This window comes from Nocardiopsis baichengensis YIM 90130 (genome assembly GCF_000341205.1).
GTDB classification, from domain to species: domain Bacteria; phylum Actinomycetota; class Actinomycetes; order Streptosporangiales; family Streptosporangiaceae; genus Nocardiopsis_A; species Nocardiopsis_A halophila.
The window spans coordinates 16,830-31,360 of record NZ_ANAS01000008.1; the positions used below are offsets into that span (position 1 = coordinate 16,830).

13 protein-coding genes are annotated in these 14,531 nt (G+C 74.4%); 5 read left to right on the forward strand and 8 right to left on the reverse strand.

Annotated elements, in window-relative coordinates:
• The first annotated feature begins 21 nt into the window (after positions 1-21).
• Entirely contained in the window at positions 22-957 is a 936-nt protein-coding gene (locus C892_RS0108485; protein WP_017556839.1) for a phosphatidate cytidylyltransferase, read from the forward strand.
• Between the two features lie 220 nt (positions 958-1,177).
• Here the strand turns inward: C892_RS0108485 and C892_RS0108490 are convergent, their stop codons facing one another.
• From C892_RS0108490 to C892_RS0108515, 6 genes are all read right to left on the reverse strand, one after another.
• Positions 1,178-1,738, reverse strand: coding sequence for a TetR-like C-terminal domain-containing protein (locus C892_RS0108490; RefSeq protein ID WP_017556840.1), 561 nt, complete (start codon positions 1,736-1,738; stop codon positions 1,178-1,180).
• Entirely contained in the window at positions 1,731-2,543 is an 813-nt protein-coding gene (locus tag C892_RS0108495) for an alpha/beta fold hydrolase (protein WP_017556841.1), read from the reverse strand. The genes C892_RS0108490 and C892_RS0108495 overlap by 8 nt, the downstream gene beginning before the upstream one ends.
• Before the next feature lie 401 nt (positions 2,544-2,944).
• Positions 2,945-3,796 carry an NAD(P)H-binding protein gene (locus C892_RS0108500; protein ID WP_017556842.1) on the reverse strand — a complete coding sequence of 284 codons (852 nt, stop codon included), beginning with the start codon at positions 3,794-3,796 and terminating at the stop codon, positions 2,945-2,947.
• A gap of 85 nt (positions 3,797-3,881) precedes the next feature.
• Positions 3,882-5,174 carry an MFS transporter gene (locus C892_RS0108505; RefSeq protein WP_017556843.1) on the reverse strand — a complete coding sequence of 431 codons (1,293 nt, stop codon included), beginning with the start codon at positions 5,172-5,174 and terminating at the stop codon, positions 3,882-3,884.
• Positions 5,175-5,477: 303 nt separating this feature from the next.
• Positions 5,478-6,068, reverse strand: coding sequence for a helix-turn-helix domain-containing protein (locus C892_RS0108510; protein WP_040685338.1), 591 nt, complete (start codon positions 6,066-6,068; stop codon positions 5,478-5,480).
• A 157-nt stretch (positions 6,069-6,225) separates the two neighbouring features.
• Positions 6,226-7,326 carry a suppressor of fused domain protein gene (locus tag C892_RS0108515; protein ID WP_017542066.1) on the reverse strand — a complete coding sequence of 367 codons (1,101 nt, stop codon included), beginning with the start codon at positions 7,324-7,326 and terminating at the stop codon, positions 6,226-6,228.
• A gap of 202 nt (positions 7,327-7,528) precedes the next feature.
• Here C892_RS0108515 and rlmN point away from each other — a divergent pair, with 202 nt between their 5' ends.
• Entirely contained in the window at positions 7,529-8,623 is a 1,095-nt protein-coding gene (gene rlmN / locus C892_RS0108520; protein ID WP_017556845.1) for a dual-specificity RNA methyltransferase RlmN, read from the forward strand.
• A 28-nt stretch (positions 8,624-8,651) separates the two neighbouring features.
• Entirely contained in the window at positions 8,652-9,134 is a 483-nt protein-coding gene (locus C892_RS0108525) for a VTT domain-containing protein (RefSeq protein WP_017556846.1), read from the forward strand.
• Positions 9,135-9,180: 46 nt separating this feature from the next.
• Here C892_RS0108525 and C892_RS0108530 read toward each other — a convergent pair whose 3' ends face one another.
• On the reverse strand, positions 9,181-9,678 hold the full coding sequence (locus C892_RS0108530) for an Lrp/AsnC family transcriptional regulator (protein WP_017542069.1): 498 nt from the start codon (positions 9,676-9,678) through the stop codon (positions 9,181-9,183).
• 161 nt (positions 9,679-9,839) lie between these two features.
• Positions 9,840-11,465 carry a PucR family transcriptional regulator gene (locus C892_RS0108535; protein ID WP_017542070.1) on the reverse strand — a complete coding sequence of 542 codons (1,626 nt, stop codon included), beginning with the start codon at positions 11,463-11,465 and terminating at the stop codon, positions 9,840-9,842.
• Positions 11,466-11,635: 170 nt separating this feature from the next.
• On the opposite strand from C892_RS0108535, the gene C892_RS0108540 reads away from it, so the two are divergent.
• Both C892_RS0108540 and C892_RS0108545 read left to right on the forward strand, forming a co-directional pair.
• A complete protein-coding gene (locus tag C892_RS0108540) occupies positions 11,636-12,931 on the forward strand; it encodes an aspartate aminotransferase family protein (protein WP_026124234.1) in 1,296 nt (431 codons plus the stop codon).
• Positions 12,932-12,978: 47 nt separating this feature from the next.
• Positions 12,979-14,478, forward strand: a complete 1,500-nt coding sequence (locus C892_RS0108545) for a CoA-acylating methylmalonate-semialdehyde dehydrogenase (protein WP_017556848.1) — start codon at positions 12,979-12,981, stop codon at positions 14,476-14,478.
• Positions 14,479-14,531 lie beyond the last annotated feature (53 nt).

Below are 14,531 nucleotides of genomic sequence, written 5' to 3' on the forward strand. Positions count from 1 at the left end.
GAGTTCGAGGAAATCACCCCGGTGTCCAACTCTGATTCGGGCTTCGAGCGGGAGAGACGAGGCGAGGGGAGCGGGCCCGAGTCAGGGTCGGGCGGCGCGGCCGCCGACGACGGCGGCGCGCGCTTCCGGTTGACCAAGCCCGGCGGCGAGCCGGTGCGGGCCGGTCGCAACCTCCCCGTGGCCATCGCCAGCGGCGTGGCCCTGGGCGCTCTCGTCCTGCTCTCGCTGTTCCCCTACTCGCAGGCGTTCTCTCTGATCACGGCTGCCGCGACGGTCATCGGCCTGCGCGAGCTGAACCGCGCGGTGGCGGCCGGCGGGGCGCGGCTGGCCCTGCCCCCGCTGGCGGTCGGCGGCGTGGCGATGCAGTTCTGCGCGCACTTCGGCGGTCCCGAGTGGCTGGTCGGCGCGACGGCGCTGACCGCGATCGGTGCCCTGGCCTGGCGGCTGCGCGGCGGTGCCGACGGCTACGTGCGCGACGCGGCGGCCAACCTGTTCACGCTGTGCTACCTGCCGTTCCTGCTGGGGACCTGGCAGCTGCTGGTGGCCCATCCCGGCGACGGGACGGAGCGGCTGATCGCGTTCATCATCGTGACGATCAGCAGCGACATCGGCGGCTACTTCGCCGGCATCCTGCTCGGGCGGCACAAGATGGCGCCGGTGATCAGCCCCAACAAGACCTGGGAGGGCTTCGGCGGCTCGGTCCTGGCGTGCATGGCGGCCGGCGGGCTGACGGTGGCGCTGATGCTCGACGGGCCCGTGTGGGTGGGCCTGGTGCTGGGCGTGGCCGTGGTGCTGGCGGCGATCGTGGGGGACCTGATCGAGTCCCTGATCAAGCGGGACCTGGGGATCAAGGACATGGGCCGCTTCATGCCCGGCCACGGCGGCCTGATGGACCGCGTCGATTCGCTGCTGATCGCGGGTCCGGTCGCCTGGGTGGTGCTCGGCCTGCTGCTGTGAGGCCCGGCCCGGGGCGGGCGGGTCGGCCCGGGTGCGCGGAAGAGTGCGCAGGAGTGCGCAGGGCCCCACCGGTGGACGTCCACCGGTGGGGCCCTGCCCGTTTCGGGGCGTCCTCACCGAGGTGCTCTGCACACGTCGTCACCCATTCCTGAGGCGGCCGACGCCCGTAGCACCTCGACCCTCGTACGTCCCTGGAGGAGCGGGCCAAGGGCGGTCGGCCTCAGCGCGATTCGAGGCCGGCGATGCACCGCTCCACCAAGACCGCGAAGCTGCGGTCCACGTCTTCGGGGAGGCCGAAGCCGCCCCGGGCCTCCAGGTCGGCGAAGCCGTGCAGGGCCGCGCGGAGGCCGCGGATCTCGTGGACGGCCTCCACCTCGGCGACGCCGAACCCCCGCAGGATCGCCGCGAGCACGTCGACCGGCGCCCGGAAGGCGGCGGCCGCCTCGGTGTCCTCAGCGGGCGGGGCGGTGGCGAGCGCCGCGTAGCGCCCGGGCCGCGTCCGCGCGTACTCGCGGTAGGCCGCGGAGACCGCGCGGACGGCGTCGGGCCCCGAACGGCCCGTCGCGGCGGCCCGCAGGACCTCGGTGAACTCCCGGGCCGCGAGTACACCGACATCGCGGCGGAGCCCGCCCAGCCCCGTGACGTGCTTGTAGAGGCTCGGAGGCGCCACGCCGAGGCGCTCGGCCACGGACTTGAGGGAAAGCCGGTCGAGCCCTTCTGCGTCGGCGACGGCGGCGGCCTCCGCCGCGACCGCCTCCGGTGTCAGTCCCGCCCTAGGCACGGTCGGCCTCCTGCGCGGTCGCCAGGAAGTCCAGCACGGCGGGAACCGTGACGTCGGGCCGCTGGGCCAGTGGATAGTGGCCCGCCTCGGGGACCATCAGCAGCTCGCCGTCGAGCCGGTCCCGCATCCACGCCGCCTCGGCCGCGGGGTCGGGCCAGTCCGGGTCCTGTTCGCCCATGACCACCAGCGCCGGTGCGTGCACGTCGTCCAGCCGGGCCGGGACCGGGCGGAAGGCGTTGGCGAAGGTGGCGAGGATGCCGGGGTAGCGGTCGGGGGAGCGGAGGGCGGCCCGGACCGCGGCGGTGTGTTCGGGGTGGTCGTCGGTGGTGCGCCCGGTGAACAGGGACTCCAGGTAGCGCGCGGCCATCGAGGGGCCCCACGGCCGCATCAGCATCGCCTTCAGGGCCAGGGCCTGCGCCCCGCGGACGCCGTCCCCGCGCAGGAACGCGCCGGCGAGCACGAGGCCGCGCACCAGCTCGGGCCGGGTCGCGGCGACCCATGCGGCGGCGGTCGCGCCGAGGGAGTTGCCGATGATGACCGCGGGGCCGCCGAGCTCGTCGATGAGGGCCGCGGTGTCCGCGGCGGCGTCCAGCGTGGTGTGCTGCGCGAAGGACGTGTCGCTGTCGCCGTGCGAGCGCAGGTCCAGGGCGGCGAAGCGGTATCCGGCCGCAGGGAGCGGGCCGGCCAGGTGGCGGTAGGTGGCGCGGACGTCCCCCATCCCCGGCACCCCCACCACGAGCGGCCCGCCGCCGGGCCCGTGGACGTCATAGGTGATGCGCCCGCCGGGGCGCTGCAGGTGCTCCATGGCCGACCTCCTGGCTAATGGTGATAGCCATAAAGCTAATCTAATTAGCCAGTGGGGGCAAGGAGGGAGGCCGGTCGGTGGGGCGGACGGGTAGCCGAACAGGTGGTGCCCCGCTCACGGGCTACCGGCCGGGTGGCGGGTCATCGGAGTGCCAGGAGGAGGGCGGCGCCGGGGAACCGCCCCACCTCTTCGTCGCCGCCCTTCCCATGGCACCCCTACGGCCCGCCGCCCGGCCGGTAGCCCGTGAGCGGGGTACCGGCCGGGCCGTCGCCGCCTACTCCCGGCACTGAAGGGCCCCGCCGCCCGGCCAGCAGCCCGGAGCGGGGCACCTGCCGGGCCGTCGTCGCCGCTGTTCCAGGGCCGCCAGGGGGCGCCCTCTCGTGCCGCCTCTGCGGCTCGGCTCAGCGGAAGTCGTCGGCGTGGTCGGCCGCCCACTGGCGGTAGGAGCGCGGCGGCAGGCCGGTGACCTCCTCCGCCGTGTGCAGTTCCTCGGTGTGTCCAGGGGCGGCGAAATCCGCGTGCGCCGCCAGGATGGCCTCGGTCGCCTCCGGTGGCAGGCCCGCCGCGGCCAGGCCTGCACGGGCTTCGTCCAGCCCCTGCCGCTCGGTCTTCAACGGTCGGCCGATCGCCTCGCCCAGGATCCGCACCCGCTCGGTCTCGCTCAGCATCTCCGGTCCGGTGACCGTGTAGGCCTTCCCGGCGTGCCCGTCGGACGTGAGGGCGCGGATCGCCACGTCGGCCAGGTCGTCCTCGTGCACCACGGCCCGCCGCGCGTCGGGGAAGGGTGTGCGCACCACCGACCCGCCACCGCGCACCTGTCCGGCCCAGCCCAGGTCGTTGGCGGCGAACCCGCCGCCGCGCACGAGGGTCCAGTGCAGCCCCGAGGCGGCGATCGCGCGCTCGACCCGGGCGTGCACCCCCGTGACGGGGTCGCCCTGCTCCTCGGCCGCCGGGTCCACGCCGCTCGCCGACAGGTAGGCGATCCGCTCGGCGTGCGGCCGGACCGCCTCCAGCACCGGCAGCACCGGCTCGGCCTCCATCAGCGGCCACACGAGGAACACCCCGTCGACCCCGTGCATGGCCGCCTCGACCGACGACGGGTCCGACAGGTCGCCCCGGACCAGGTCCGTCTCGGCGGGCAGGTCCGCCCTCTCTGGAGAGCGCACCAGGGCGCGCACGTCCTCGCCCATGGCGCACAGCCTGCGCACGGCCGCTCCGCCGACGTTTCCGGTCGCGCCGGTCACCAGGATCATCGTGGGAACCCCTCGCTCGTGTGCCGCGGCCGCACCGCCGTCCGGCGGCGCGGTACGGTTCCCACGGAACAACCTCAACCTCACTTCATGTCAAGGGAGGGGAGGGGGCCCGGCGCAGTGTGCGCACCCCCCGGTCGCACAGTGCCAGCGCGGTCGCCGCGAGCGACAGGGCGGCGGCCCCCGCCAGGGTCGGCCCCGGCCCCGCGGACTCGGCCACCGGCCCCGCCACCGCCTGCCCCAGCGGGACGGCCAGCAGCGACCCGAGCATGTCGTAGGAGTACACCCGGGCCAGCCGGTCCTGGGGGATGTTCTCCTGAAGCGACACCTCCCACGCCACGTTGAACTGCTCCATGGCCATCCCTGCCAGGAAGAACAGCGGGAAGAGCAGGGCGGGGGCCGGCGACAGCCCCAGCGCCAGGATCGGCGCCGCCTCGACCGCGGTCAGCCCGACGCCGAAGAGCAGGGCCCGGCGGGGCTGCCACCGCGCGGCCAGGAACCCGCCCAGCAGCAGGCCGCAGCTGTTGACGGTGAGCAGCAGCCCCCACACGGTCCGGCCGAAGGAGGCGTCCGCCACGACCGGGCCGATCACCGCCACCATCGCCGAGTGCACCATGTTCACCACGAGGAACTGGACGACGACCACCCACACCCAGCTGCGCCGCACGAACTCCGACCAGCCGTCGGCCAGCCGGCGCAGGGGCCGGGCGCCGGGGCCGCCGGACGCGGCTGCGGGCAGGCGCACGAGCGCGAAGCAGAGCCCGGCGAACGCGAACGCCCCGGCGTCGGCCGCGATCGCCCCGGCGGAGCCGACGAGTGCGACGAGCAGGGTGCCCGCCGACATCCCGATCAGGCGGCCGGTCTCGATGCCGATCCGCATCAGCCCGTTGGCCTGGCGCAGCAGGCCCGAGGGGACCGTCTGCGGCACGAGGGAGGCCGCCGCGGGCAGGTTGGCCGCGGCCGCCGCCCCGTTGACGGCCGCGAGCGCCAGCATGACGGGCATCGACGCGGTCCCGGTCGCCAGCGCCAGCGCCAGCAGCCCCTGGGAGAGCGCGGCCAGGGCGCACGCGCCGCGCAGCACCACCGCGCGGGGGAGCAGGTCGGCCAGGACGCCTCCGGCCAGCAGGAGCACCACGTTGGCGAGCGTGCGCGTGCCGATGACCAGCCCCAGGTGCAGGACCGACCCGGTGGCGTCGAGGACCGCGAACGCCAGCGCGACCTGGGCCAGGCCGTTGCCGAAGTACATCAGCGCGCGCCCTGCCGCGAGCGCGCGGAACGGGGCGGAGCGCAGCGGGGCGAGGATCCCGGCCGGGGGAGGGGAGCCGTCGGGCGGCCGCGCCGGGCCGTCGTGTCGGGAAGGACTGGCGTTGCCATCGCTCATGGTCGGGATCTCTCCGGGGCGGGGGGTTCTCTGGTCCGGTCACGCTGCTCAGGCGCTGGGCGGAGGTGGAGCGGCCTGTCGCGAGGGGCGCGGTCGCTACATCGCGCCGCCCGTCTGCGGGCGGCGGTGCCGGCCCGCCGTTCCGTTCGGCTCGGCGGTCACGGTCGCAGCAGGGGCGAACACGGTGGGGACGACCGCTCTCGAGCCGTTCGCCGTCCTGGCGGGGGCGCTCCGGGGCCGAGCGGGTCGCCCTTCGCGGGGCGATGGCCGTCATGGAAGGCGCCGTTCCGTCGCCGACCGTGGTCACGACCGGTCCGCCCCGCCGGCGCCGGGCGGATCCTGCGCCTCCTCGCCGCCGGCGTCCTCGGCGTCCTCAGCGTGCATCGCGAAGAAGAGCAGGCTGGCGCTGACCGGGATCGCCCCGGGCGAGCGCGGCGCCCGCGCCGCGCGGTGCAGCTCTTCGCCGAGCTCCGAGGCCCGTTCGACCAGTGCGGCCCACTCCTCGGGGGCGATCCACACCTCGGTGTCGGTGAAGTGGGGCGGCGGCTCGGGGGCGCGCAGCCGCGCGCGGCGCTGCAGTTCCTCGGCGAGGGCTGCCGCCAGCATCCGCAGGTCGTCGGTTCCGCCCTGCGCGGCTGCGGCCCCGCTGGCGGGGTCGTGCCGGTACCGCAAGGCGCGGCCGCCCCGGACCGGGACCTCCTCGGCGAGGGTGAGCAGCCCCGCCTCATGGAGGCGCCGCACGTGGTAGCTGACGTTGGCCTGGCTCTCGCCGAGCTCGCGCGCGGCCTCGGCCGCGCTCATCGGGGCACCGGTGAGCAGGGAGAGGAGCCGCAGCCGCAATGGATGGGCGAAGGCCCGGAGGGTCACGGCCCCGGGCGCGGGTTCAGTGGGCACCGGATCAGCTTCGCCGAGCCGGGCCCGACCGTCAAAGAGTTATTTGGAGGTCGGTTCGGTGCGGCCCCCGGGCGGGGGAATGAGCCGCGGGGGCCGGGCGTCGCCGACCGGGGCGGGACGGCGGGCCCCGAGGCCTCCGAGCCCCCGGGGCGCCCCCTCACCCCTGGCTCAGGACCCAGCTGCGGCCCTCGGCCGCGAGTTTCTCGATCAGGGTCGCCGCGTCGTGCTCCTTGGCGAACAGGTGCTCCGGGCGGGTGATCGGGACGATCCACAGCCACCGCACCGGGTCGCCGTGGAAGGTCAGCCCCGAGGTGTCGGGCGGGGGCGGGCCGCCGGACGCCAGCGGGGCCGGGTCGGCGACCAGCAGCACGGCCGAGCGGTCCCCGCGCATCCGCCGGTCCTCCTGGCCGTCCAGCCACTTGACGCTGTGCCCCGGGCCGAACCAGGTGACCGCCCGCCACGGGAAGGCCCCGATCCACCGGAAGATGCGCGCGGCGACGTGCGCCGGGAGCGTGGTGGCCAGCGCCAGCTCCACGCGCGCGTACTCGGAGGTGTCGGCCATGTACCGGTCCAGCGTCGGCATCCGCTGCCCGCACATGCCCACCGTGCTCAGCACCGTGCACGGCCGCTCCTCCGTCGGCGGCCGCTCGGTCACCCGCAGCAGCGGCGCGTGCCCGTCGGACACGTCCCAGTAGTGCCCCGGCGGCCCGACCGCGCGGTTGAGGTGGTTGAACACCGTCCGCTGCACCGACCGCCAGGCGTTGGGCGCGGCCCGCCAGTCCCAGTAGGCCTCGGCGTGCACCACCCGCGGCCACAGCTGCGCCCGCACCGGCTCCAGCGCCCAGGCGTAGGGGCTGCGCCCCACGGCCTCGCGCGCGTACCCCGGGATGCCGCTGTCGGCCTCGGCCCACCCGGGCACCACCGCCAGCAGGCTGTCCCCGCCGGGCCCCGACTCCAGCAGCGCCACGCCGTCGCCCTCCTCGAACCACACCGCGCGCAGCGCCCCCGGCGCGAACGGCGCCCTGCCCTGGGGGTGGCGGGTGTGCGCGGCGGGCATCAGCGGCGCCTCGCCCCGGTAGAGCCCCGAGGGGTCGCCGGTCTCCGGGGCGACGTCGTGGTTGGCCAGCCACACCGGCACCCGGATCCGCCCGCGGGCGTCCATCAGGTAGGCGGCGGTGGTGCGGGAGTCGCACTCGACGACGATACGGCGGCTGTGGTAAGGACTGTACTCGTCGAGCAGAACGCGGGCTCCGGCCACCTGAGCTCCCTTCTTCGCCGCCTGCGGCCGCCGGGGCGCCGCGGGCGCGCCGTGCCGCGCCCTTCCCGGCGCCGCATAGTATGAACCTAATGCCCCGACCGCCGGCGCCGCACTAGCCCGGACCAGAGCGTTATCGGTCCTGTAGCAACCCGTTGGCGGGCGGTCGCGCGGCCGCCGTTCCCACCCGTCCCACTGGATGCACATGCCTGCCGAGCTCACTTTCGCCGCACCGCGCCGGGCCAAGCCGCCCAGGCACCTCGCCGACCTCACTCCGCAGGAGCGCACGGACGCCGTCACAGAGCTCGGCGAGAAGCCGTTCCGGGCCAAGCAGCTGGCCCGGCACTACTTCGGCCGCCTGGAGTCCGACACCTCCGGCATGACCGACCTGCCGGCCGAGGCGCGCGAGCGCCTGGGCGAGGCGCTGCTGCCCAAGCTGCTCACCCCGGTCAAGCACATCTCGTGCGACGGCGGCATGACCCGCAAGACCCTGTGGAAGGCCTTCGACGGGGTGATGTTCGAGTCGGTGCTGATGCGCTACCCGGACCGGGCCACGCTGTGCGTGTCCTCCCAGGCCGGCTGCGGCATGAACTGCCCGTTCTGCGCCACCGGGCAGCAGGGGCTGACCCGCAACCTGTCCACCGGCGAGATCGTCGACCAGGTCGTCTCCTGCGCCCGGGACCTGGAGCGCGGCAACGTCGCCGGCGGCCCCGGCCGCATCTCCAACATCGTCTTCATGGGCATGGGCGAGCCGCTGGCCAACTACAAGCGCGTGCTGGAGGCGGTGCGCCGGATCACCGACCCGGTCCCCGGCGGCCTGGGCATCTCCCAGCGCGGGGTGACGGTCTCCACCGTCGGCCTGGTCCCGGCCATCGACAGGCTCATCGCCGAGCGCATGCAGGTGCGCCTGGCGATCTCGCTGCACGCCCCCGACGACGAGCTGCGCGACGAGCTGGTCCCGGTCAACACCCGCTGGAAGGTGGACGAGGTGATGGACGCCGCCTGGCGCTACGCCGACACCACCGGCCGCCGGGTGTCCATCGAGTACGCGCTCATCCGCGACATCAACGACCAGGCCTGGCGCGCCGACCTGCTCGGGCGGCTGCTCAAGGGCAACCTGGCGCACGTCAACCTGATCCCGCTGAACCCGACCCCCGGTTCCAAGTGGACCGCCTCGCGGCCCGAGGACGAGCGCGAGTTCGTCCGCCGTCTGGAGTCCCACGGCGTCCCGGTCACCGTCCGCGACACCCGCGGGCAGGAGATCGACGGCGCCTGCGGTCAGCTCGCCGCGCAGAACTGACCTGCGCCGCCACCCCCCGGAGGCGCTCGTGGAGGTGCTCACGGCACTGGCGGCGGGGGCCGTCGCGGCCCTGGTGCCGCTGCTCAACATCGAGCTGTACCTGCTCGGTGCCGCCGTGGTCGTGGGCGACGCGGGGCTGGTGGCCATGGCGGCGGCCGCCGCCGTCGGCCAGACGGCGGGCAAGCTGGCCTACTACGGGGCCGCGCGCGGGGCGCTGGACGTCGGCTGGCTCAAGCGCCGGACCGAGCGGCCCAAGGGCAGGTGGGGCGAGCGCGTCGAGGGGTGGCGCCGCAAGGGCGAGGAGCGCCCGTGGTGGGCGGCGGGCCTGCTGGGCCTGTCGTCCCTGGTGAGCGTTCCGCCGTTGATGGTGGTGTGCGTGTTCGCCGGGACGGTGCGCATGCGCGTCGACGTGTTCTGCGCGGTGACCGCCTCCACCCGCTTCGCCCGCTTCCTGCTGGTGGTCTACGCACCGGGCGCGCTGTCCTGGGCCCACAGCCTCTGGCCGGGGTGAGGGGCGGTCCGGGAACACCGGGCGCCCCGGTGCGCGGGGGAGGCGCTCAGCGGGTGCCCCAGGCGTAGGTCTGCTTGCGCAGCTTCAGGTACAGGAAGCTCTCGGTGCCCACCACGTCGGGGACCGCCCGGATCGAGCCGAGGATCTCCAGCAGCCGCTCGTCGTCCTCGGCCACGACCTCCACGAGCAGGTCGAAGGAGCCGGCGGTGATGACCACGTACTCGCACCCGTCGAGCGCGGCGACCTCGTCGGCCACCCGGTTGAGGTCGCCGTTGCAGCGCACCCCGATCATCGCCTGGCGGCTGAAGCCCAGCATCATCGGGTCGGTCACCCCGACGACCTGGACCACCCCGGTCTCCAGCAGCCGCTGCACCCGCTGGCGCACGGCCGCCTCGGACAGCCCCACCGCCTTGCCGATCGCCGCGTAGGAGCGTCGGCCGTCCTCCTGGAGCTGCTCGATGATGCGCTTGGCCGTCTCGTCCAGCACGGGCGCCGCGGGGGTGCGCCGGACGGCCGGTGCGCTGTCCTGCTGCTCGTCACTCACATGCTTCTCCGCTGGCGTGATCGCGGGTGGCCGTGCGGCGGGGCACGGGAATCGGTGGGGAAGGCCCCTCGGGGGCACGGAATCCACGCTAGTGCATGGGGCGCCGCCCTCCGGACCGCCCCGCCGGAGCCGAGCCGGGGGCGAGCCGGTTCCGCGCCGACTCAGGACGGCTCGCCGGGCAGCCGGTCGCGCACCGAGTCCAGGGACAACAGCGCCACGTGCAGGGACAGGCAGGTCTCCACCGAGTCCAGGTCGGCGCCGAGCACCCGGGCGACACGGCGCAGCCGCTCGTAGAAGGCCGGGCGGGACAGGTGCGCCGTCGAGGCGGCCAGCGCCTTGTTGCGGCCCGACTCCAGGTAGTGCCGCAGCATGTCGGTCAGGTCGCTGCCGTGCCGGGCGTCGTAGGCCAGCAGCGGCCCCAGTTCGCGCTCGACGTAGGTCTGCAGCCGCTCGTCGTCGCGGAACAGGTGGAGCAGGCCGCGCAGGTGCAGGTCGGGCAGGCGGTACAGCAGGCGCCGCTCGGGCCGGTGCAGGGCGACGTCGCCCACCTGCCGGGCCTCCAGGAAGGAGCGCCGCACCTCGCGGATGTCGTCGGTGGGCGACCCGGCGGCCAGCACCGGCCCGGTGCCGACCAGCTCCCGCACGCGCTCGGCCAGGCGCTGCAGGCGCGGCTCGGGGTCCTGCCCCTGGGGCAGCGCCGGCAGGATGCCGACCCGGACGTCGTCGAGCGAGCCGACCAGCGCGGGCAGGCGGACCTCGCGGCACGCGCGCGCAGTGGCCTCGGCGGTGTCGGACAGGCGTGCCTGGGCGGCCAGGCCCGTGCCGCTCTCAGGAAGCCGCAGCACCAGGCCGCTGAGCGAGCGTCCGTCCAGCGGGACGCCGACGGCCCGTGCCCGGACCAGTGCCTCCTGCGGGTCGGAGTAGGAGCGGTCGACGATGCCCGCGATGATCGTGCGGTGCGTCTGGCGCTCAAGGCTCTCCTGGTGGCGCTCCAGCAGGCGGCCCAGGGCGAGCGTGGTGGCGGCGCGCTCCAGCAGCATGGACTGGCGGGGGGAGGGCGAGGCTCCGCAGATCAGGACCAGGCGCCCCCAGTCCTGCCCGCGCGCGCCGACCATGGTCACCAGCCAGCCCATGGTGGAGTCGTGCACGGTGCGGCCGCCGCCGCGGACCGTGCGCGAGCGGCCCTCCCACGAGGCCAGCACGGTCTCGGGCTGCTCTCCCGCCAGCTCGCACAGCAGGACCTGGTGGTTGAGGTTCTCCAGCACCACAGGGCACTCGGAGAGCCGGGCGACCTCGCGCAGCACGTGCTCGGGGCGGGCGCCCTCCACCGACAGGCGGGTGAAGACCTCGTGCAGCCGCTCGGACTCGCGCAGTTCGTCGAGCTGCTCGTTGACCACCCGCACGTGCACCGCCTCGGTGATCTCCACGAAGCGGGTCTCGCGGTCCAGGGCGATGACGGGGATGCGGGCCTCGCGCGCTGCCTCCAGCAGCGCGCGCGGCAGCTCCGACTCCGCGCCGTACTTGCGCCCGAGCTCGACGGCGATGCCGCTCACCCCGACCGAGGCGAGGTCCTCGACGTAGCGCCGCAGCTCCTCGGGGGCGTCGGGCATCGCGATGCCGGTGGTGAGCACCAGCTCGCCGCCGCGCAGCAGGTGCGCCAGGTCGGTGACCTCGGCGATGTGCACCCAGCGCACGGTCAGCCCGAGCAGGTCCTCGCCCACCACCACGCGGGGGCGGGCGCGCTGGACGACGGGGATGCGGAGGACTTCGGCGAGCGTGGGGAGCACACGAGAAGTCTACGGCCCGGTTCGGGGCGGAGTGTCAGGCGAAGGCGGTTCCGTCTTTACAGAGTGGAAGGTCTCCGGGCCGGAACCGCCTGACGGACTGTCAGATCCGCGTCCCCGGAACCGACAGTGTGGCGCTGGTGGAGCGGCCCGCCGGGGGTGAGACTGAGGTCATGTCGGAACTGCACGAACGCCACCGCGCCGTGATGCCCTCCTGGCTCGCCCTCAACTACGACGACCCCATGGAGATCGTCTCCGGCAAGGGGAACCGCGTCACCGACGCCGAGGGGAACACTTACCTCGACTTCTTCGCCGGGATCCTCACCAACATGCTCGGCTACGACGTGGCCGAGGTGCGCGAGGCCGTCGAGCGCCAGATCGCCCGCGGCGTGGTGCACACCTCCACCCTCTACCTGATCCGCTCCCAGGTCGAGCTGGCCGAGAAGACCGCCCGGCTGTCGGGGATCCCCGACGCCAAGGTCTTCTTCACCAACTCCGGCACCGAGGCCAACGAGACCGCGCTGCTCCTGGCCACCCACGCGCGCGGCACCGACCAGGTGCTGGCCCTGCGCAACAGCTACCACGGCCGCTCCTTCGGGGCCGTCGCGGTCACCGGCAACCGGGCGTGGAAGAACTCCTCGCTGTCCCCGCTCAACGTGCACTACCTGCACGGCACCGACCGCGACCACCCCGCCTTCCGGGGCATGGACGACGCCGCCTACACCGCGGCCTGCGTCGCCGACCTCAAGGACGTGCTGGCCACCGCCGTGGCCGGGAGCCCCGCGTGCCTGATCGCCGAACCCGTCCAGGGCGTGGGCGGCTTCACCATGGCGCCCGACGGGCTGCTCGCCGCCTACAAGGAGGTCCTGGACGAGCACGGGGCGCTGCTCATCTCCGACGAGGTGCAGACCGGGTGGGGCCGGACCGGCTCCTCCTTCTGGGGCATCGGCAACCACGGGGTCGTGCCCGACGCCCTGACCTTCGCCAAGGGGCTCGGCAACGGCTTCGCCGTCGGCGGCGTCGTGGCCCGCGGCGACCTGATGGACGCCCTGCCCGCCAACGGCCTGTCCACCTTCGGCGGAAATCCGGTCGCGATGGCCGCGGCCAACGCCGTGGTCGACTACGTCCTCGACCACGACCTGCAGTCCGCCGCCGACCGGCTGGGCCGGGCCGTGCTGGGCGGGCTGACCGGGCTGGCCGAGCTGCCCTCCGTGGGGGCGGTGCGCGGCAAGGGGCTGATGTTCGCCGTGGACATGGTCGACCCGGCCACCGGGGAGCCCGCGCCCGCGCTGGCCGCCCGGGTGCTGGAGGAGGCGCGGCGCCGGGGGCTGCTCATCGGCAAGGGCGGCCTGCGCGGCAACGTCCTGCGGATGGCGCCGCCGCTCACCCTCAGCGAGGACGAGGCGCACGAGGGGCGGGACGCCGTCATCGACGCGGTCCGCGCGGTGGACGCCGCCGCGCGCGCCTGACGCCCGCCCCACGCACACCCAGGCATCGTGGATTCGGAAGGACGCAGATGAGCAAGCACGTCACCCATTGGATCGGCGGGGGCCCCGCGAAGGGCGGGGCGCACCGCCGCGGGGACATCTACAACCCGGCCACCGGCAAGGTCTCAGGGACCGTGGACTTCGCCGGCAGCGCGGAGGTGGACGCGGCCGTCGCGGCGGCCAAGGCGGCGTTCCCCGGCTGGCGGGACACCTCCCTGTCCAAGCGCGTCGCCGTGCTCTTCCGGTTCCGCGAGCTGCTCAAGGCCGAGGCCGGCGAGCTGGCCCGGCTGATCAGCTCCGAGCACGGGAAGGTCGTCTCCGACGCCGCCGGGGAGGTCCAGCGCGGCCTGGAGGTCGTGGAGTTCGCCTGCGGCATCCCGCACCTGCTCAAGGGCGGGTACTCGGAGAACGTCTCCAGCGGCGTGGACGCCTACTCCATCCTTCAGCCCCTGGGCGTGGTCGCGGGGGTCACCCCGTTCAACTTCCCGGCCATGGTGCCGATGTGGATGTTCCCGGTGGCCATCGCCTGCGGCAACACCTTCGTCCTCAAGCCCAGTGAGAAGGACCCGTCGGCCTCGGTGCGCATCGCCGAGCTGTGGGCCGAGGCCGGGCTCCCCGAGGGTGTCTTCAACGTCGTGCACGGCGACAAGGAGGCCGTGGACGGCATCCTGGAGCACCGGGACGTCAAGGCGGTGAGCTTCGTCGGCTCCACCCCCATCGCCCGCTACATCTACGAGAACGCCGCGCGCACCGGCAAGCGGGTGCAGGCGCTCGGCGGGGCGAAGAACCACATGGTGGTGCTGCCCGACGCCGACCTGGACCTGGCCGCCGACGCCGCGGTCTCGGCGGGGTTCGGGTCGGCGGGGGAGCGGTGCATGGCCATTTCGGCCGTGGTCGCCATCGACTCCGTCGCCGACGAGCTGCTGGAGCGCATCCGCACCCGCGTCGCCGACCTGAAGGTGGGCCCCGGCGACGACGACCGGAGCGAGATGGGCCCGCTCGTCACGCGCGCGCACCGGGACAAGGTCGCCTCTTACCTGGAGACCGGGGTGCGCCAGGGGGCGTCGCTGCCCATCGACGGGCGCGTGCACCCGGTCCTGGGCGGCGGGGAGGACGGGTTCTGGCTCGGCCCTTCGCTCCTGGACCACGTCACTCCGGAGATGGGCTGCTACACCGACGAGATCTTCGGTCCGGTGCTCAGCATGCTGCGGGTGCCCTCGTACGAGAGCGCGCTGGAGCTGGTCAACGCCAACCCCTATGGGAACGGGACCGCGATCTTCACCAATGACGGCGGTGCGGCGCGGCGCTTCCAGAACGAGGTGGAGGTGGGCATGGTCGGCATCAACGTGCCGATCCCCGTGCCGATGGCCTACTACTCCTTCGGAGGGTGGAAGGAGTCGCTGTTCGGCGACTCCCACGCGCACGGCATGGAGGGTGTGCACTTCTACACGCGCACCAAGGCCGTCACCTCCCGGTGGCTCGACCCCTCGCACGGCGGGGTGAACCTGGGGTTCCCGACCAGCGGGTGAGGAGGGGCGGGCGCCCAGAGGCGCCGGCCGTCGTTCGTCTACGCGCGCGCAGG

What these genes read in the sequence shown, in the direction of transcription:
- C892_RS0108545 (WP_017556848.1), top strand. Translation starts at nt 12,979, where the DNA reads ATGAGCAAGCACGTCACCCATTGGATCGGCGGGGGCCCCGCGAAGGGC.
- rlmN (WP_017556845.1), top strand. Translation starts at nt 7,529, where the DNA reads ATGCCTGCCGAGCTCACTTTCGCCGCACCGCGCCGGGCCAAGCCGCCC.
- C892_RS0108495 (WP_017556841.1), bottom strand. Translation starts at nt 2,543, where the DNA reads ATGGAGCACCTGCAGCGCCCCGGCGGGCGCATCACCTATGACGTCCAC.
- C892_RS0108540 (WP_026124234.1), top strand. Translation starts at nt 11,636, where the DNA reads ATGTCGGAACTGCACGAACGCCACCGCGCCGTGATGCCCTCCTGGCTC.
- C892_RS0108505 (WP_017556843.1), bottom strand. Translation starts at nt 5,174, where the DNA reads ATGAGCGATGGCAACGCCAGTCCTTCCCGACACGACGGCCCGGCGCGG.
- C892_RS0108500 (WP_017556842.1), bottom strand. Translation starts at nt 3,796, where the DNA reads ATGATCCTGGTGACCGGCGCGACCGGAAACGTCGGCGGAGCGGCCGTG.